The sequence below is a fragment of the Myxococcus sp. AS-1-15 genome, from assembly GCF_020037055.1.
Classification (GTDB): domain Bacteria; phylum Myxococcota; class Myxococcia; order Myxococcales; family Myxococcaceae; genus Myxococcus; species Myxococcus fulvus.
In genome coordinates this window covers 35,520-53,283 of sequence record NZ_JAIQDF010000027.1, presented here as the reverse complement: position 1 = coordinate 53,283, position 17,764 = coordinate 35,520, and the positions used below count along the sequence as shown (strand labels likewise).

Genomic DNA, 17,764 nt, shown 5'->3' with positions numbered 1-17,764 from the left:
GCCTCACTTCACCCGACGCAGCCAGAAGCTCCCGGGCCAGTCCTCGGGAGCCCCCCGGTACGACGGGAACGCCTGACGCAACCGCTCCGGATGCGTCAGGTGCATGAAGCTGCTGCCCCAGAGCACCTCGAAGCTGTCGTTGAAGCTCAGGAACGCCTGCAGCAGGTACTGCTCCGTCCAGAAGCGCCGGTGCTCCAGCACCCACGCGCGCGGGTACTCCGCCGGCAGGAAGATGTCGTGGACGTGCACCACCACGCCCTTCTTCAGCCGAGGCAGCAGCTCCAGGAACTCCACCTGCACGTCGCTGCCCACCTTCAACACATGGCTGGAGTCGATGAAGAGGATGTCGTCCGCCTCCAGTCGCTCCACCTCCGAGTACGGGATGTCCTGCGCCTTCAGCGGCTCCAGGCGCGTCAGGCCCGGGAAGCCCGCGCGCAGCACCTCGCTCGGATAGGGCTCGAAGGCCACCAGCTCGCACGCGGGCGCGCCCTCCCCTTCGTTCTTCCGGCACGCCTGCGCGGACAGCCGCGTGGACCAGCCGGAGCCGATCTCGAACAGCCTTCGCGGCCGCAGCTCGCGCACCAGCCCGTAGGCCACCTCCGCGTCCACCGTCCCGAACTCGCTGTTGCCCAGGTGGTAGACGTGCGGCTCACCCGTCGCGGACCTCGGGAACGCCTGGTACTCGTCGCGGTACTTCGAGGACAGGCGCTCGAGCAGCGCGAGCTGGCTCGACTCGCGCAGGTCGATTCCCACCATCTTCGAGCGCGTGCCCCACAGCGCCTCGGGCAGCGAGCCCGTGTCGGGGATGGGCTGATAGAAGTGGTTCGGCGTGACGTGGTAGCCGCCACGCTCGTAGACCTGGAACAGCCTCGGGTCGTCGAGCAACCCGAGCCGCCGGCTTCCCTTCACCAACCCCTGGGCCAACAGCTCCTTGATGCGACGCTTGATGGGCATGAGCGGCGCCGAGCCTACCCTACGGTCGCGCCTTCAGCGCCGCCTCTGTCGCGCGCAAGAGCGGCTCCGCGCTCACCGGCGCCCCCGTCGCGTGCGTCATCCACAGGTCCGGCGTCACCGAGCCGTACGTCGCCATCCGCTCGAACTCCGCCCCCAGCGGCCCCTTGCGCGACAGGTGCTCCTCGATCTGGAACGCGATGAGGTGCCCCAGCGGATAGTCCGGCAGGTACAGCGGGTAGCTGATCATGTGGCTGTAGACGGCCAGCAGCGTGGTGTCCTTTCCACCCAGCACCGGCGCGTAGTAGCGATTCCACACGTCGCGGGAGATGGACACCACCGCGTCCCGCAGCTGCGCGGGCGTGGCCTCCGGGTTCGCGTACAGCCAATGCCACACGGCCATGTCCACCATCGCGATGCCCGAGCGCTCCCAGGTCTGCCAGAAGTCGCCGAGCACCCGCTCCCGCTCGCTCTCCGCGGTGGGCCTGTCCTGCCCCAGCAGCTCCAGATCCCTCGCCTGGAACACGAAGGCCAGCGCCTCCGTGAAGGCGTTGTTGGGCACCCCGGTGAGCAGCGTGTGGTCCACGCCGTAGAGCCCGAAGGTCTGCTCCACGTTGTGCCCCAGCTCGTGCACCGCGATGTTGTAGCCCTTGTAGTCCATGCCCCCCTTCTCCACTCGCGTGCGCAGCCGGGCGAAGTCACCGCGCCGCAGCGCCTGCTGCGCATGGCCCGCGCCACGCGAAGCATCCACGCGGATGCGCGCCGCCAGCCAGTCCGCCTTCTGTGCGCTGAAGCCCATGCCCTGGAGGATGCGCGGCAGGTCCTTCGCGAACGCCTCCGCCGTCGGGTAGCGCTTGCGCGTCAGCGCATCCAGCTCCGACTCCGGCCGCTTCGCCCCGGGTTTGAAGCCCGCGTACCAGACGTCCTGCGGCTCCAGCTTCCGTCCCAGCCGGGATTGGATCTCCGCGGCCACGCGGGGCACCAGCGGTGACTCCAGCACCTGCGTCAGCAGCGCCTTCACCCGCGCCTCGGGCAGCTCACGTCCCAGCTCGAACGAGCGGGCGATGCGCGTGGGCGCCACCGGCGCGTACGCGTCCAGCTTCCGCTCCGCCCGGAAGATGGCGAGCATCCGCGCATAGCGCACGTCCGCCTCCCGCGTGGCGTCCGCGCGGGCCTCGCGCGAGGGCGCGTCCGCCTCCACCGTCTGGGGCGGCGCCACCGTGACGGCGTTGGTGAACGGGTTCCAGTCCAGCCTCGGGTTGTCGATGACCGCGGCCGGAATCGTCTGGGTGATGATGCGCTCCATCACCTGCACGATGGTCCGCTGCTTCTCGTGTCCGCGCGGGTCCGCGTAGTCCGCCTTCAGCTCGTCGCGCAGATTCCAATGACTGATGAGGCGCAGGCCCTTGGGGAAGAGCCGCTCGCCGCGCTCGTCCACCAGGTGGTGCATCCACACGTTGTACTCGGCGATGTACAGGTTCGCCGCCGCCACCTCGCGCGAGGACGCCTGCTGCACGTCCGCGGGGATGCGCATGCTGAAGCGCCCCGCCAGCCGAGCCTCGGCCCACTGCCGCCGCGTCCACGTCGCGCCCTGGCGCGTGCGCGCCTCCAGCGTCGTCAGCGGGAAGTTGAGCAGCACCACGAAGCCGACCTTCGCGCGGAACAGATCCTCCGTCACATGCGAGGACGGGTCATACGACGCCACCAGCGGCTCCACGGGAAGCAGCGGACCCAGGTCCAGGTCCGTGTACCACTGCGTCTCGCGCCCCAGCTCCAGCATGTGCCCGTCGAGCTGCTCGAACAGGCGCTCCAGCCGCGCGAAGGTCGCGTCCAGCACCTGGGGGTCCGACACGAACTGCTCGCGCGCGAAGGCGGCCAGGTCCCCGTCCTCGGTGCGCCACAGCAGGGCCACCTGCGCGACGCCGCGCTCGATGCGCGCGCGCTGCGCCTCGCCGTGCTTCGCCACCAGCTCCGCCGTCACCTGGGCCAGCGCGTCGGACGAGGGCTTCATCGCGGGGCCTTCGGGAGCGGGCCGCGCGTCCACCGCGGCGGCGGGCGTCGGCGTGGGGGACGTCGTGGAGCACCCCAGCAGCATCACCAGGGGCCAGGCGCGCAACGGGGACACCCAACGCGGCTTCGACAAGGACATGGACAGCTCCGAGAAAGCACGAAGGGCCCGACCCTTGGCAGGCCGGACCCTCATGATGCATCCAGGAAGTCGTTACGAACGACGCCGGGAATCAGGCAGCGCGGACGTTCTGCGCCTGAAGACCCTTGGGGCCGCGGGCGACCTCGAACTCCACCTTCTGCCCCTCCTGGAGGGTGCGGAAGCCATCCATGTTGATGGCGGTGTGGTGGCAGAACACGTCCTCACCACCGCCGTCCTGGGTGATGAAGCCAAAGCCCTTCGCATCGTTGAACCACTTCACGGTACCAGTAGCCATTTGCTTTCTTCTTCTTTCGTCACGGACGCGAAAATCCGCCGTCCGGTCCTACCGAGCGAACTCTAACGGACCCCGAGAATCTACGCGGCCTTTCCCCGGGAAGTCCACCAGGGACCTTCACCATCCGCACTTCTGGCCCTTGTTCTGGGTCTTCAGCCACTGACGCAGAGGGCTGAAATAATCCAGCAACGGTGTCGCATCCATGCGGCGAGTCCCAGTGACGACCTGGAGCGCATCCGGCCAGGGCTTGCTGGCGCCGAGCTCCAGCATCGCCTGCAGCCGCTTTCCGGCCTCCTTGTTCCCGTAGATGGAGCACTCGTGGAGGGGGCCCTTGTAGCCGGAGGCCTCGCACAGGGCCTTGTGGAACTGGAACTGGAGGATGCGGGCCAGGAAGTAGCGGGTGTAGGGGACGTTGGCGGGGACGTGGTACTTGGCGCCCGCGTCGAAGTCCTGCTCGGAGCGGGCCACCGGCGCGGCCACGCCCTGGTACTTCTGGCGCAGGGCCCACCAGGACTTGTTGTAGTCCGCCGGCTTCACGCGGCCGGAGAAGACCTCCCAGCGCCACTGGTCCACGAGCAGGCCGAAGGGCAGGAAGGCCACCTTCTCCAGCGCGTCCTTGAGCTGGAGGTTGATGAGGTTCTTGTCGTTCTTCGCCACCTCCTTGAGCAGGCCGACCTGCTGGAGGTACGCGGGGGTGATGGACAGCGTCAGCGCGTCGCCGATGGCCTCGTGGAAGCCGTCGTTGGCGCCGGCCTGATAGAGCACGGGCAGGTTGTAGTAGTACGTGTAGTAGTAGTTGTGGCCCAGCTCGTGGTGGATGGTGACCAGGTCCTCCTCGGTGGGCTTGATGCACATCTTGATGCGCAGGTCGTTCTCGTACGTCACGTCCCACGCGCTGGCGTGGCAGACGACGTCGCGATCCCTGGGCTTGGTGAACTGCGAGCGCTCGAAGAAGGTCTCCGGCAGCGGCTTGAGGCCGAGCGAGGTGAAGAACTTCTCCCCCAGTCGCACCATCTTCAGCGCGTCGTAGTTCTGCGCCTTCAGCGCGGCGTCCACGTCCAGGCTGGCCTGACCGGGGAACGGCTCCACCAGGGGGTAGATGTTGTTCCACTCCTGGGCCCACATGTTGCCCAAGAGGTGCGCCGGGATGGGCTTGCCCGCGGGCACCTTGTCCGCGCCGTACTGCTTCGCCAACCGCCCGCGCACGTAGCAGTGCAGGTCGTCATATAGGGGCTTGACCTGGCCCCACAGGCGCTGGGCCTCCTTCTCGAACTCCGCGGGCGGCATGTCGTAGCCGGAGCGCCACAGCGTGCCCAGGTCGTTGAAGCCGATGTCCTTGGCGCCATCGTTGGAGATGGTGACCAGGTTCTCGTACAGCGGGCGCATGGGCCGGGAGATGGAGTGCCAGCCCTGCCACGCGTCGAGCAGCGCGGCGTAGTCGCGGCTCTCGGCCATGACGTCGGAGAGCTCCTCCAGGTCGCGGCACTTCCCCTTGCCGTCGGCGCCACAGTACTTGCCCTTGCCGTAGAGGCCCTCCAGCTTGGCGGCCGTGGTGGCCAGCTCCGCGCGCTTCTTCGCGTCCGACGGCGCGGGCAGCGCCTGCGACACGCGCAAGAGGTGCAGCATGCGCGCGGTGTCAGCGTCCAGCTTCAGCCCGTCGAAGTGGCGCGAGTCCTTGATGGCGCCGTTGACGTAGCCGAGCACCTCCTCGTTGACGTAGGCGGCGTTCCGCTCGGTGTCGTCGGTGATGTACGTGGACTTGATCCACTCGGCGGTGGCCTGCTTCGTCCACAGGCGCTTGAGGTCCGCGTTCACCTTCTCGGCGAACTGCTTCGCCTCTTCGGGCGTGGCCTTCGCGGCGGGCGTCTGGGCGAGGCCAGGGGCGGCGGTCAGCGCCAGGGCCACGAGGGCCGAGCGCAGCAACGACTGCGTGAGTCGGGTCCGGTTCATGGACGCGGACCGTAGAGGAACCGCCGCCCGAAGACATCCAAGAAAACAATGTCTACGGCGCCGGCGCGCCCACCCCACCGCGTCGGCCTCGGCGTGCGTTCGCAAGCTGACGCAATGCGAAAACCGCGACGTCCTTCTCCTTCGCCTCCAGCATCAGGTCCGCCGGCACGGGCAGCGCGGCCACCATCTTCCGGAAGTCCGCCGGGTCCACCCGGTCCGAGTGGGCCCCGGCCCGCGCCTGGGGACGCTGGCTGGCCAGGTGGAACTTGGGCCGCAGGTCCAGCGCAGTCCACGTCGACGCGGCCTCGCGCAGGAGCTCCTTCAATGACATCACAGGCGTCGAGGCGAGGACCGCGTTGTGGAGGTTGTCTCCCACCATCGGGACGCCGTGCTCGCGCGCGAGGGGCAGGACCTCCCGCGCGCTCCACACCTTGTCGTCGTGCTCGATGGTGAGTCGCTCGCGCAGCGACTCGGGCAGTTCGTCCAGGAAGCGGTGCGCGGCGACCCGCGCCTCCTCGCGCGTCGGCGCGGCGCCTCCGACATGGAGCACCACGCGCGACTCGGGCCCGGCCTCCAGCAAGTCCAACACGCGCGCGCTGTAGCGCAGCTCCGCCAGCGAGGCCTCGCGAACCCGCGCGTGCCGGGAGGACAGCGAGGCGCCCGCCGGCGAGGGATGCATCGACAGCCTTTGATTCGAGCGGCGCGCGAGGCGGGCCAGGTGCTCGAAGTCCCGGCCGAAGGTCTTCCACCACGGGAGCGTGTTCACCGGGTGCGAGCCGAACGGGATGAGCGAGGAGCCGATGCGGAACACCTCGATGCCTCGCGAGGCGTTGAACTCGAGCAGGCGCTGGAGCTCCTCGAGGTTCTGAGCGATGAGCGACTCCAGTCGTTGGGGCGTGGCGCCCGCCAGGCGGCAGGTGTGCCCCGCGCTCACGCCCAGCGTCAGGCTCTGCGCGACATAGCCGAGTCGGTAGGAGTCGAAGCCTTCCATCACCTGAGACAAGCTCGCCACGAACGGGCCCACGCACAGCGGGCCACCAGCCCCACTCGGGCACGCTCGTGGAGCAGGCGGGCTCCCCTTGCCGCTCCTTCTGCTGTCAGGGGTTGGCGTTACAGCTTGAAGGCATGCTGCTCGGTCACACGAAGGACCCCGCCTGGCCCACGTCTGAAAAGGCGCTCGCCGAGGCCCGACGCTTCATCCAAGCCCAGCGCGGCAAGCGCGTGCTGGTGGCGCCCCACTCGGATGTGGATGGCCTGGCCTCCGGCGTCCTGATGGTGCGAGCGCTCGAGGCCGTGGGCGCCCGCGTCGCCGTCCGCGTGCCCGGGAAGGGAGAGCATGCCCACTCGCCCGGCTTCCTGGAGCGGCTCGGCGCGACGAAGCCCGACGCGCTCGTCGTCCTCGACATGGGCAGCAGACCCGCCCCGCTGCTGCCCTCTGTCCCCACCCTCATCGTGGACCACCACGCGGCGGAGTCCTTTCCTCCCGAGGCACGCGTCGTCACCGCGTACGGCCATGAGCCCATCGCGAGCAGCAGCCTGCTCACCTACGTGCTGGTGTCGCCGCTCGTCGTGCCGGGGCCGCTGGAGTGGCTCGCGGTGCTTGGCACCGTGGGGGACCTGGGCGCGGATGCCCCCATGCCGTTCCTCAAGGACGCGCTGCGACGCGCGAACCGCAAGGCGGTGACGGAGACGGTGTCCCTCATCAACGCGGCCCGACGCTCGGCCCGCTTCGCCGCGCCCCGGGCCCTGGAGGTCCTGCTGCGCGGGGGGACCGCGAAGGACATCTCCGAGGGTCGCGTGCCCGGCGTGGACGAACTGCACGACTGCCGCGTGGAGGTGCGCCGCGAGGTCGAACGGTGTGCTCGCACACCGCCGCGCGTCGCCTCGCGTGTGGCGCTGCTCCTGTTCAGCTCGGAGGCGCAGGTTCATCCGCTGGTGGCGGTGCGATGGACGCAGCGGCTGCCCGAGCACATCGTCATCGCGGCCAACACGGGCTACCTGCCCGGCCGCGTGAACTTCGCGATGCGCAGCCATGCGCCCATCGACCTGAGGGCCTTCATCCAGGGACTGGGCCTGCCGCCGATGGGCGAGGAGCTGGGCCACGGCCATGCTCGCGCCACGGGAGGCAGCGTGAGCCAGTCCGACTTCCTCCGCTTCGCCGAAGCCGTGGGGCTGCCAGGGCTGCGCGCCCAGGACGTGGAGCGTCGCGGTGCGTTCCCCGGCTGATGCGGTATGACGGGGGCGTGCACGCCCAACGCCTCCTCACCCTCCCCTCGCTGCTCGCGCTCCTGTCCCTGTCCGCCTGCGACTCCTCGGACGCGGCGCCTGGCGGCTGCGGCCAGTTCAGCTTCCCCCTCTCCACGCAGACGTCCTCCGGGCACCTCGCCGTCTGCGACAGCCCCGCCTGCGGCAACGGGGAGAACCCTCCGAACTCCGGTCCCCACTGCGCCAGCGTGGCCCGCTGTGGCATCTACGAAGAACCCGTGTCGCGCTGCCTGTACGTCCACAACCTGGAGCACGGACACGCGGTGTTCCTCTACAACTGCCCGGACGGCTGTCCCGACGAAGTGGCGAAGCTGGAGGCCGCGGCGGCCACCGTGCCCATCGGCGCCAACGGCGTGCGCCGCGCGCTCATCGCGCAGGACCCGCGACTGCCCAACCGCGTGGCCGCGATGCTGTGGCGGCGCACGTATCTGGCTGACGCCGCGGATCCGGAAGCGCTCCGCTGCCTGCTCGCCTTCCAGGACACGGACGCGCCCGAGCCGGGCCTCGCCTGTCCCGGCCCGTGACACCGAGGGGCTGAGGCCCCGGACGTGTAGCAGGCGACGAGGCTCCCGCTGCGGGCAACCGGCGTGGCGACCGCACGCCGTTTGTATTCAGGGGCATGAGAACAACGCTCCGAAGAACCGTCGCCGTGCTGGCGCTGGCCTGCACGACCCTGGCTGTGTCGTCCGCGTTCGCTCAAGCCGCACCGCCCGGCGTGAAGGGCCCCGTGCCCACGGGCCTCCCCAATCGCCTGTCCATCGGCCTGTTCGAGGAAGCGGGCCAGAACTGGATGCGTGACAGCGGCGTCCCCTGGGACGTGCGCTACCGCTACCTCACCAAGGGCTGGGTGGACAACTGGGGCTGGGGCCCGCGCGATGGCGCGTGGGCGAAGACCTTCCTCACCGAGTCCAACACCCAGGGCTTCATCCCCGCGCCCGTCTTCTACCAGCTCTTCGCGGAGCCGGGCGGCGGCGAGGCCGAGTCCCTCGAGAAGGTGCAGAACATCGACACCATGCGTGGCTACTTCAGTGACTTCAAGATCCTCCTCCAGCGCGCGAAGGAGTACGGCAGGCCGGTGCTGATGCCCATCGAACCGGACGCGGTGGGCCTGCTCCAGTTCTATACGAACTCCAACCCCAACACGTACGCCGCCGTCGCGGCGACGGGCATGCCGGAGCTCGCGGGCCTGCCCAACACCGTCGCCGGATGGGGGCTCGCCTTCCTCCAGCTGCGCAAGGCCGTGGGCGCGAACAACGTCATCCTCGGCCTCCACATCTCCGCGTGGGCCAGCGGCAAGGACATCTCCTGCTGCTCCATCAGCGATCCCCTGCAGCCGGAGGTGGACAAGGTCGTCAACTTCCTCAAGCCGCTGGGCCTGGGCGCCAACAGCACCGGCGCGACGTACGACGTGCTCGTCGGAGACCCGCTGGACCGTGACGCGGACTTCTACAAGCTCACCCGGGGCCAGGACGTGTGGTGGGACACGAACGACAACGCCGCCATCGCCTCGCGCTCGTTCAATCGCTACCACCAGTGGCTCACGCTGATGAACCAGACCTCCGGCAAGCGCTGGGTGCTCTGGCAGATTCCGCTCGGCAACTCACAGCACCGCAACATCAACAACGATGGCACCCCTCGCGCGGGCTACCGAGACAACCGGACCGAGTATTTCTTCGGCCCCGCTGGAGACGCGCACCGGCGCAAGTTCGCCAACGCGGGTGTCATCGCGCTGCTCTTCGGCGCGGGCGCGGGCGGACAGAGTTCCTACACCAATGACCTGGGCACGAACGGCCAGCCCTATCTCAAGAGCAACGCGTCGCCCTTCCTGACCGCCGGTGGACTGACGCTCCCGGCCACGGGCACCACCCTGCCCGTCCCGGGCACTGGCACCGACGGAGGAACCGACGCGGGGGTTCCGGATGCAGGGGGACCGCGAGACGCCGGCTCGGGCGGCACCGACGCGGGGACACCGGACGCCGGCTCGGGCGGGGGCACGGGTCGTGGGTATGGCTTCGAGTCCGGCACCGAGGGCTGGTCCGCCACGGGCGCGCCGCTCAAGACCGCGACGTCCACCACCACCCGGCCCCAGTCGGGCACGCGCTCGCTCGCGATTCCGTTCAGTGGCACCGCGGGCACGGGCGTCGTGTCCGTGATGACCGCCACCGTGCCTCAAGCGGGCGTGGTCACGATGCGCCTGTGGGTTCCCGCGGGGAGCAAGCTCACCGCCGTCCAGCCGTTCGCGCTGGAGGGCGCCACCAGCAACTGGCGCTACACGGGCAAGTGGACCGCCGCGAGCAGCCTCCAGACGGGGGCCTGGAACACGCTGACCCTTCCCCTGCCCTCGGACAGCACCACGCCGCTGTACCAGCTGGGCGTGGAGCTCATCACCAACGCGGGCTGGACGGGCACCGTCCACCTGGACAGCGTGGCCTGGTAGCAACCAGCACGACGGCTCCGGCGCTCGACTCGAGAGACGGAGCCGTGTCGTTCCCGTCCGGACTCAGTCGTCCAGGCCGAGCTCGCGGTTGTCCAGGGCGGTGCCCCGCGCGGTCTCGTAGATGGTCGCCAGCAGCGGATTGGAGATGGCCTCTCCGAAGAGCAGGTGGAAGGGAATCGCATCCTTCGGGTCATCCGGATGCTCCTTCAGCGCGTCGGTGACCCAGTCCTGGATCTGGTCGAGCGTGAGGTCGCGCACGCTCCCAATCACGGGGAGCGACACGTCCGGAAGCAGGTCCTTGGCCTTGAAGATCAACCCCACCAGGCCCTCGGTGGCCTCGTTGCGCGCGTCCAGCTCCTCGACGGCGAGCATGAAGCCGCCCTCGATGGCGCCCACGAGGCTGCCCATGCCCCGGGCCAGGCGCTGAGCGTCCTGAGAAGGAGGATTGGCGGTCGCCTCGGTCTCCAGCCGCCTCTGCATCTCCCCCAGCTTCTGCACCACGAACGTGTGCAGGGCCTCCTGTCCCTCGAATGAGGGGTCGGTGAAGAGCGTCCTCGTGAAGAACTCGGCGAGCTTCCCGGCGCTCTGGCTGCTGATGGCTCCAGAGGCGTCCGCCACGGACGCGAGGATGGCATCCGCGTTGCGCGTGAAGAACCGGGCCGCCGCGGCGCGGGACTCCTCGTTCTCACCCAGGTACGGGATGCTGTCCATGAACACCTGGAGGGACTGGGGTGTGGGCGGCTGGATGGCGCCGGCCGCGTCCAGCAGCTTCCCGAGCGCCTCGTACGACCCCGTTCCCATGCGCGCGATGGGCTCCTCGAGGTTCTTCAACACCCGCGAGACGACCTCCGGGTTGCGCTCGAGGAACTTCTGGAGCTCGTCCGGCGGAAGGCTCGCCAGGGCCGTGGCGATGGCCACCGCTCGCGCGGGGTCCTCCACGTTCTCGGCCTGCATGTTGTCCAGCTCGCGCTCCACGTAGGCGTTGATGAGGTCCGGGTTCCCCGTCCCGGCGATGATCTTCGCCAACATCTCGTGGGACTCGCCGCTCCACGTCCCGTTCCCGTGGGAGCCGACCGCCTCCTTCAGCTCCTCGAGCGTGACCTCTCCCCGCCGGTAGGCCGCGTCCAGCGCGTCCGAGAGGAGCTGCTGGTCCTCCGGGCTCAGGTCGTCCGCGTTGTCGAGGATGTTCCCCACCGTGGGGCCGTAGTCGAAGAGCATGTCCATGAACGCCGCCTGCTCCGCGGGGTCCGGATGCGCCCTCAGCCACTCCGCGATGGTCTCCGGGTCCTCGCGGCCCGTCGCCTCCTCGATGGCCCGCCGCGCCTCCGCCTCCTCCGCGGGCGTCAGCACCGGGACAGGACACGCCGCCCCCTGCTTCGCGAGCGCCGTGGGATTGCCGAGGCTCGCCAGCGAACGCTCGCTCAGCCGCGCTCCCTGAAAGGCATCCACGACGCCCTTCTGACGCGCCCGCTCCGCGACGCCGTTCCCGGAGGGCGTCCGGACCGGCACGGCCGAAGGCTCCTCCTTCTTCTGGGTGCTCCCGACGTGCGGGCGTGGCTTGCCATCGATGCGGGCGGTCATGGGCAGACTCTCGCGTGCTTGAAGGAAATGACTGACAAACCAGTTCTCGGCCTGGCGCGCGGATTTGTTGCCTCGGCCCGCAGGCCTCGCGCATCTCCCCCGCATGACGCGGCCCGCCGCGAGCCCCGCCAGCCTCCGGGCCCACACCTGGAAATCAAAAACAAACCATCAACACACCGTCACCCGCAGAGCGGCCCGCCATGCCCCAATCAACTCGAAACATAATCGTGCAAACAAATACACGAATCCCTACCCTGGTGCGCATGACAACCAATCCAACGAAGCGACCGAGTGGCTATGACGTGCTCCTGTCCGCGCTGCGGGCCTGGGGCGTCACGACCTGCACTGGAGTCACGGGTGGCGGCCTGCTGCACTTCCTCCAGAACCTGGAGCCCCATCCAGGACGACGGGAGGAGCCGCGCGGCGAGGAGTCTCCCTGGTTCTTCACACTGGGCGAGTACGCCGCGGGCTTCACGCCCCTGGGCAGCTATCTCGCCACGGGCGGGCTGGGATGCTGCGTCGCGACCACGGGCGCGGCGACCAAGCTGCTGTCCTGCGGCTTGAGCGACGCCAAGCTGCATGACATCCCGGCGGTCTTCCTGGTGCCCCTGTGCTCCACGAAGAGTCAGGGGCTCAGCCCACTCCAGGACACCTCCCCGCTCGGCAGCAACATCGTTCCCCAGCTCCAGGCGGAGCTCCCCGGGGGCGTGTTCGTGCTCGACCAGCCCGCCACCCTCATCCCACAGCTGCGCCGGGCCCAGCACCGGCTCCAGCAGTCCAAGCCCATCGTGCTCGTCATCGAGCCGAACCTCCTCAAGCTCCCCAGCGGCGAGGAGTCCTGCCATTTCCACCCGCTCCGTCCACCCGAGGCGAAGCCGGAGGACGTCCGTCACTTCGTCAAGACGTTCCACGCCGCGGCGGAGGGGCGGCGCGTCGTCATCCTTGCCGGCGAGGAACTGGCGCGCGCACCTCGGGCACCGAGGCTCACCACCCGCCTGTGTGAGCAGCTCGGAGCCTCGCTCGTCTGGAGCATCAACGGCGCCAACGGTGTCGAGCGACAGAACCCGTGGGGCCATGGCTACATCTCCTTCGGGGGCAACGACGCGGCCATGGACGTCTGGAAGGACCTGGGCGAGGAAGATGTCCTCCTGGTGCTCGGAGCGTGTCCGGACGAGTACACCGTCAACCTCCAGCCCTACCCCGCCGGGAAGACCTTCGTCGTCACGTCCATCGAGGACGGCTACGGCCAGCTCGACGGCAGCTTCGCCCACCGCTCGCGGCACGAGTTCCATCAATGGGTGACGCCCCTGGACAGCGCCCTGCATGCGCTCGTCGAGCACCTGGAGCACAGCCCTCCGCGCACCCGACGCGCCTCCCCCGCGCCCGCGAACCTCAACCACACGCCGCGCCTCCCACCCCGTCCCGGCTTCGTGGACCTGCGCCAGCTCTTCACCCGGCTGGACACCCGCTGGGCTCCGGGGACACTCGGCTTCGATGATGTCTGTCTTTCCTACAAGGACCGGCAATATGTCACCCAGCGCCCCCATCCGAACGCGCGCTTCTTCTCTCTCTATCGGGGCTCGGCCATGGGCAACGTGCTGGGCCTGTGCATCGGCGCGCGACTGGCAAGCCCCGACAGCCACGTCGTCGGATTCACCGGTGACGGTTGCTTCCGGCTCTTCGCGGGATGTCTTTCCGAGGCGAGCCACCTGGACCTGCTCCTGTTCGTGCTCGACAACTCCAGCTACGGCATCGTCGAGCAGGCCCTGCCCACCATCCTCCCGGGCATCCAGGCCACTCGCCGCCACACCCAGCTCACCCCCATGGAGTTCGGCGACATCGCTCGCGCCTGTGGCTGGGTGGGGTTCGATCTGAAGCCAGACCTCACCAACCTGGACGCCATCCTGAGCCTCCACCGTGCTCGCGCGGGGCAGTCCATCCTGGTGACCGTCCCTGTCGACAGCGAACAGGTGCTCGGCCTCAACCCCCGCGCCGGCAACCTCTGACCGCCCGCGCTTCCCCGGAGGAACCCCGATGAAAGCCATCCACGAAGTGCTGCCGTACCTGAAGCTGCTCGACACCACCTACCGGCGATATTTCAACAAGCCCCTGGGCGTCGGCTTCTGCCCTCCCCACCTTGAGCACGTCTCCGACCCGACCCGCCTCTCGTGGGTCCACACCGAGGCGCCCTTCATGTTGCTGGCCCAGGATGCCCAGCCAGAGCCGGTCTATTTCTACACCAACGCCGCCGCGTCCCGGCAGTTCGGCTACTCCGCCGAGGAGTTCCTCCGAACACCCGCTCGACTCAGCGCGCCACCCGATGGCCGGGAGCATCGCGCGGCCGTGATTCGAGAGGTCGAGGAGCGCGGCTTCATGAAGGGTTACTCCGGCATCCGCGTCACCCAGGGTGGGAAGCTGTTCCGCATCCGCGACACGGAGCTGTGGCTCGTCCATGACGCGAAAGGAACCCACCTGGGCCTGGGCGCGCTCGTCTGGCCCGCGCCGCTCTAGAAGGCCCTCGCATGGGTCACTCGCGACAACTCAAGCCTGGTAGGATGAAACGCTGTTTTGTTGCCTACCCGATAAAACCTTGAATCCGGAGTGTTCCTTCGCATACTCTCCGTGTGCGCTCATGTTTCGCGTGAGCGCGCTCAAATCACTCGAGGGGGACATTCCATGGCAGCAGACGCAGCGGCGAACGTATCCGACGCCCTGGCCACGGTGGACAACATCGCCATCCAGGTCGAGCAGGCGCTGTACAAGCTGTATCTGGCGGTGAGCGGTTCGGGTTTCAAGACCATCACCGACAAGATTGCTGTCATCTGGACGCCGGTGCGCAATGTCCTGAGCTCGGTGCTCAAGCAGGTGGAGGGGCTCATCAAGCCCCTGATGGACCCCAACGTGGTGGACTCCATCAAGAACGTGCTGGAGGCCGGGCGCGACCTGGTGAACTCCACGTTGGATCTGCTGCCGGACTCGGCGCGGAACCTGGCGCTGACGGGACAGCGCTTCCTGAACATCATCGTCGACTTCGTGGGAGCGGGCGTCGAGCACATCGTCGCCATCGTCGACCTGCTGCTCAACGTGGGCAAGGCGCTCATCAACGAGGCGTCCACGCTGCTGCCGGCGACGCTCGCGGCGCTGCGCAAGACGGGCGTGCAGATTCCCGCCACCAATCCCTGATTCCAGACGTCGTCGGCTCAAAAACAACCAGTCATTGAATAGGACCGTGCCCCGGTCGGGGTGGGCGTGTGCCCAGTCACACGGTCCGGGGAACCTGCACCCTGAGCAGGGTTCGATACCCCCTCGCTCACGAGGGTCGGGGAGCGTATGGCCACAGGTCTCATCATTCCCGGTGTCCAGGTCACGGTCGTCAAGGAAGTGTTGCCCCAACAGCTCGCGCCGTCAGGGGTTCTGGGTATCACCGGCTTCCTGGAGTCAGCCCAGGGCAAGGTGATACGTGCCAGCAGCTGGTCGCGGTTCCTGGAGGTGGCCGGACGCGCGAGCGCCTACAGCCTCCCGGAGGCGCGACAGGCATTGGACAACGGTGTCTCGGAGCTGGTGATTTCGCCGCTCGCCGCGACGGCGGGGACGAGCGCGACCATCACCGCGCCGCCGGATGCGAGCAAGTATCCCTCCGGCTCCACCGGGGAGAAGTATGGCGCGACGTTCCAGGCGCGCGTCGCCGGCCCGTGGGCCAACGGCATCACCGTCAAGGTGAGCTACCGGGACAACATCGACAAGACGGTGTCGTTCGACCTGGAGGTCATCCACCCGGCGAGCGGCGCGGCGGAGGTGCTGCGCAACGTGAACTCGGCGGGGCTGGTGTCGACGCTGGACACCTCGTCGTTCATCCGCGTGGACACGACGAAGGGCGTGGGCTGGCCCACGGCGGGCACGTACACGCTGGCGGGCGGCAAGGACGCGTCGCCGGACGAGTACGCCACGGCGCTGGGGAAGCTGAAGGACCATCCCGACGTGGACCTGGTGCTGGCCGCGGTGCAGGACTTCACCGACAGGACCAAGCTGTCGCGCATCTATGGCGACGTCATCAGCCACTGCAACGCGCTGAGCGGCGAGAGCAAGGGGCGCCTGGGCTTCGGACAGATTCCTCCCACGGGGACGCTGGAGGAGACCGCGCAGCTGGCCTCCAACCTGGTGAGTGACAGGTTCGTGCTCGTCGCGCCGCACGGCGTGGTGGGCGCGGTGGCGGGCATGGTGGGTGGCCTCACGCCGCACCAGTCGCCCACGTTCAAGCGCGTGTCCGGGTTGAACGAGCTGTCCCTGAGCGTGGAGGAGCAGAAGGCGCTGCTCAGGGCCTTCGTGGTGCCGGTGGTCACGGAGCGCGGCCGGGGCACCATCGTCGTGCGGGGCCTGACGACGGATGGAGATCAGATCAACGTGCGCCGCGTGGCGGACCGCGCGGTGCGCACGCTGAAGATGGTGGGCGACCTGTTCATCGGGTTGCTCAACAACGCGGACGGGCGCAGCGCGCTGAAGCAGAAGCTGGTGGAAGCGCTGGTGCAGATGGAGAAGGACGGCGCCATCGTCCCCTCCACCGACGGCAAGGACCCCGCCTTCAAGGTGGAGGTCTATTCGTCGCAGCAGGACTTCGCGCTCGGAATCGTGAGGGTCAACATGGCCGTCAGGCCCGTGCGCGCCATCGACTACATCTACGCGACCATCACGGTCCAGGTCTGATGAGGGAACGCATCGATGCCAACGGTATTCTCAGCCAACCGTAGCAGCATCCTCGTCGACGGCGAGGCCGTGGACGGCCTCCAGTCGCTCGCCTTCCGGGTGGTCACGGAGCGCGAGGACATCCGCGCCATCGGCTCCAACGAGCGCGTGGACGTCATCTTCGGCCTGCGCACCGTCATCGGTGAGCTGGTCATCCGCTCCGCCGCCGTGAAGCTGGACTCGCTGCTCGACGCGCGCGGCAAGTTCCAGCTGGTGGCCAACCTCAAGCGCACCGAGGGCACGGACGACACGCGCACCCTGTCCTTCGACGACTGCTTCGTGGAGAGCAAGTCGTTCCAGATGGACGCCCACGGCAGCGCCGCCACGACGTACGCCTTCACGGCGACCCGCCTGCGCGAGGAATAGTCCGTGAGGGAGGCGCCCGCGAGCCCACACACGGAATCGCCCAGAGCGTCGGTCTCCATCGAGATCGACGGCCGGCGATTCCGCCTCCACACCGAGGACTCCTCGCGGAGCATCGAGGTGGAGGTCGCCACCGGGGAGCGCGTCCCGCTCCGACGGTGGGGCTTCGGGGCGCACCTGCGCGCGCTGGACTCGCACGCGCGGCTGGAGGGCGCAAGGCTGGACTTCGACGCGGAGGCCTTCGCGCTCGACGTGCTGCGGGACTCGGGCGTTCCGGAGTCGTGCTTCACGGAGCTGGCGCCGCTCGCGCTGTGGTGGGCGCTGTGTGGACTTCGCGAGCCGTCCGTCGGGGTGCTTCCCGAGGGATGGCGGCAGGTGGGCGAGGTGCGTGCCCGGCTGCGCCCATGGACGTTCGCCGAGCGCACCCAGGTGCTCGAGGCGAGCCTGGTCACGATGGCCGATGGCGCCCGCGAGCTGAGCCTGGAGCGGTATCTGCGCGGGATGCTCGACGCGTCGGTCGTCGAGTGGGCTCCCCCGGTGACGCTGGAGTCGCTGGACGGCGCCACCACCGCGGCGCTGCTGGAGGCGGTGGTCACCGTCAACGCGGACGCCGCGAGTCCCGAGGACCGGATGCTGGAGGCTTCCGGCAAGCAGGCCCGGGTCCTCGCGGAGATGACGCTGAAGCTGTGCCGTGCCCTGGGGTGGACTCCCGCCCAGGTCTGGGCGACGCCCGCCTCCGAGGTGGACCGACTGCTGACGATGTTGAAGCTCACGGAGCCTCCTGCTCCGCCTCCGCGTCAGCCCCCCGCATCGCGGGCCCCGCGGCTGTCCGACCTTCCCGATGCGGTGGTCATCCAGGTGGAGGACGACTGATGCGAACGACGTTCACCACCGCGGAGCTGACCTCACGCCTGCGCACCCCGGCGCTGCGTGCACTCGAAGGGGTCGCGCGGCAGATCGGCGCGCCCCTCCCGCGCCCCCTCGAGGAGCCACGTCCCGGGCCAGCCGAGGAGAACGTCGCGAGCGCGACGGC

General features: G+C 68.9%; 15 protein-coding genes. 9 read left to right on the top strand and 6 right to left on the bottom strand.

What is annotated here, in order from left to right; all coding sequences use genetic code 11:
- Positions 1-3: 3 nt before the first annotated feature.
- The 5 genes from K8625_RS41800 to uvsE all read right to left on the bottom strand — a co-directional run bounded on the left by K8625_RS41800 (position 4) and on the right by uvsE (position 6,357).
- Complete coding sequence (locus K8625_RS41800; protein WP_141323081.1) at positions 4-954, bottom strand: class I SAM-dependent methyltransferase; 951 nt, start codon at positions 952-954, stop codon at positions 4-6.
- A 19-nt stretch (positions 955-973) separates the two neighbouring features.
- Positions 974-3,100 carry a hypothetical protein gene (locus tag K8625_RS41795; RefSeq protein ID WP_305070941.1) on the bottom strand — a complete coding sequence of 709 codons (2,127 nt, stop codon included), beginning with the start codon at positions 3,098-3,100 and terminating at the stop codon, positions 974-976.
- 91 nt (positions 3,101-3,191) lie between these two features.
- On the bottom strand, positions 3,192-3,395 hold the full coding sequence (locus K8625_RS41790) for a cold-shock protein (protein ID WP_015349926.1): 204 nt from the start codon (positions 3,393-3,395) through the stop codon (positions 3,192-3,194).
- 117 nt (positions 3,396-3,512) lie between these two features.
- A complete protein-coding gene (locus K8625_RS41785; protein WP_223785850.1) occupies positions 3,513-5,345 on the bottom strand; it encodes a M2 family metallopeptidase in 1,833 nt (610 codons plus the stop codon).
- Between the two features lie 52 nt (positions 5,346-5,397).
- Positions 5,398-6,357, bottom strand: coding sequence for a UV DNA damage repair endonuclease UvsE (gene uvsE / locus K8625_RS41780; RefSeq protein WP_223785849.1), 960 nt, complete (start codon positions 6,355-6,357; stop codon positions 5,398-5,400).
- Between the two features lie 113 nt (positions 6,358-6,470).
- Here uvsE and K8625_RS41775 point away from each other — a divergent pair, with 113 nt between their 5' ends.
- The 3 genes from K8625_RS41775 to K8625_RS41765 all read left to right on the top strand — a co-directional run bounded on the left by K8625_RS41775 (position 6,471) and on the right by K8625_RS41765 (position 10,047).
- Positions 6,471-7,571 (top strand): DHH family phosphoesterase, encoded by a 1,101-nt coding sequence (locus tag K8625_RS41775; RefSeq protein ID WP_223785848.1) that lies wholly within the window; start codon positions 6,471-6,473, stop codon positions 7,569-7,571.
- Positions 7,571-8,134 carry a DUF3105 domain-containing protein gene (locus K8625_RS41770; RefSeq protein ID WP_223785847.1) on the top strand — a complete coding sequence of 188 codons (564 nt, stop codon included), beginning with the start codon at positions 7,571-7,573 and terminating at the stop codon, positions 8,132-8,134. The genes K8625_RS41775 and K8625_RS41770 overlap by 1 nt, the downstream gene beginning before the upstream one ends.
- 95 nt (positions 8,135-8,229) lie before the next feature.
- The gene (locus K8625_RS41765) at positions 8,230-10,047 is read left to right on the top strand and encodes a hypothetical protein (RefSeq protein ID WP_223785846.1); all 1,818 of its coding nucleotides are present in this window, start codon (positions 8,230-8,232) and stop codon (positions 10,045-10,047) included.
- A gap of 63 nt (positions 10,048-10,110) precedes the next feature.
- Here K8625_RS41765 and K8625_RS41760 read toward each other — a convergent pair whose 3' ends face one another.
- A complete protein-coding gene (locus K8625_RS41760) occupies positions 10,111-11,628 on the bottom strand; it encodes a hypothetical protein (protein WP_223785845.1) in 1,518 nt (505 codons plus the stop codon).
- A 263-nt stretch (positions 11,629-11,891) separates the two neighbouring features.
- Here K8625_RS41760 and K8625_RS41755 point away from each other — a divergent pair, with 263 nt between their 5' ends.
- The 6 genes from K8625_RS41755 to K8625_RS41730 all read left to right on the top strand — a co-directional run bounded on the left by K8625_RS41755 (position 11,892) and on the right by K8625_RS41730 (position 17,604).
- Complete coding sequence (locus tag K8625_RS41755; protein ID WP_223751812.1) at positions 11,892-13,634, top strand: thiamine pyrophosphate-dependent enzyme; 1,743 nt, start codon at positions 11,892-11,894, stop codon at positions 13,632-13,634.
- A gap of 28 nt (positions 13,635-13,662) precedes the next feature.
- Positions 13,663-14,139 (top strand): MEKHLA domain-containing protein, encoded by a 477-nt coding sequence (locus K8625_RS41750; protein WP_223751811.1) that lies wholly within the window; start codon positions 13,663-13,665, stop codon positions 14,137-14,139.
- Between the two features lie 165 nt (positions 14,140-14,304).
- A complete protein-coding gene (locus tag K8625_RS41745) occupies positions 14,305-14,811 on the top strand; it encodes a hypothetical protein (protein WP_046713996.1) in 507 nt (168 codons plus the stop codon).
- A 147-nt stretch (positions 14,812-14,958) separates the two neighbouring features.
- Positions 14,959-16,329 (top strand): phage tail sheath C-terminal domain-containing protein, encoded by a 1,371-nt coding sequence (locus K8625_RS41740; protein WP_223751810.1) that lies wholly within the window; start codon positions 14,959-14,961, stop codon positions 16,327-16,329.
- A gap of 15 nt (positions 16,330-16,344) precedes the next feature.
- Positions 16,345-16,734 carry a hypothetical protein gene (locus tag K8625_RS41735; RefSeq protein ID WP_046713998.1) on the top strand — a complete coding sequence of 130 codons (390 nt, stop codon included), beginning with the start codon at positions 16,345-16,347 and terminating at the stop codon, positions 16,732-16,734.
- A gap of 3 nt (positions 16,735-16,737) precedes the next feature.
- Positions 16,738-17,604: a hypothetical protein gene (locus K8625_RS41730; protein WP_223785844.1), complete on the top strand. Its 867-nt coding sequence runs from the start codon at positions 16,738-16,740 to the stop codon at positions 17,602-17,604.
- Positions 17,605-17,764 lie beyond the last annotated feature (160 nt).

What these genes read in the sequence shown, in the direction of transcription:
- K8625_RS41765 (WP_223785846.1), top strand. Translation starts at nt 8,230, where the DNA reads ATGAGAACAACGCTCCGAAGAACCGTCGCCGTGCTGGCGCTGGCCTGC.
- K8625_RS41745 (WP_046713996.1), top strand. Translation starts at nt 14,305, where the DNA reads ATGGCAGCAGACGCAGCGGCGAACGTATCCGACGCCCTGGCCACGGTG.
- K8625_RS41735 (WP_046713998.1), top strand. Translation starts at nt 16,345, where the DNA reads ATGCCAACGGTATTCTCAGCCAACCGTAGCAGCATCCTCGTCGACGGC.
- K8625_RS41775 (WP_223785848.1), top strand. Translation starts at nt 6,471, where the DNA reads ATGCTGCTCGGTCACACGAAGGACCCCGCCTGGCCCACGTCTGAAAAG.
- K8625_RS41770 (WP_223785847.1), top strand. Translation starts at nt 7,571, where the DNA reads ATGCGGTATGACGGGGGCGTGCACGCCCAACGCCTCCTCACCCTCCCC.
- K8625_RS41740 (WP_223751810.1), top strand. Translation starts at nt 14,959, where the DNA reads ATGGCCACAGGTCTCATCATTCCCGGTGTCCAGGTCACGGTCGTCAAG.
- K8625_RS41750 (WP_223751811.1), top strand. Translation starts at nt 13,663, where the DNA reads ATGAAAGCCATCCACGAAGTGCTGCCGTACCTGAAGCTGCTCGACACC.
- K8625_RS41760 (WP_223785845.1), bottom strand. Translation starts at nt 11,628, where the DNA reads ATGACCGCCCGCATCGATGGCAAGCCACGCCCGCACGTCGGGAGCACC.
- K8625_RS41790 (WP_015349926.1), bottom strand. Translation starts at nt 3,395, where the DNA reads ATGGCTACTGGTACCGTGAAGTGGTTCAACGATGCGAAGGGCTTTGGC.
- K8625_RS41785 (WP_223785850.1), bottom strand. Translation starts at nt 5,345, where the DNA reads ATGAACCGGACCCGACTCACGCAGTCGTTGCTGCGCTCGGCCCTCGTG.
- K8625_RS41795 (WP_305070941.1), bottom strand. Translation starts at nt 3,100, where the DNA reads ATGTCCTTGTCGAAGCCGCGTTGGGTGTCCCCGTTGCGCGCCTGGCCC.
- K8625_RS41800 (WP_141323081.1), bottom strand. Translation starts at nt 954, where the DNA reads ATGCCCATCAAGCGTCGCATCAAGGAGCTGTTGGCCCAGGGGTTGGTG.
- K8625_RS41755 (WP_223751812.1), top strand. Translation starts at nt 11,892, where the DNA reads ATGACAACCAATCCAACGAAGCGACCGAGTGGCTATGACGTGCTCCTG.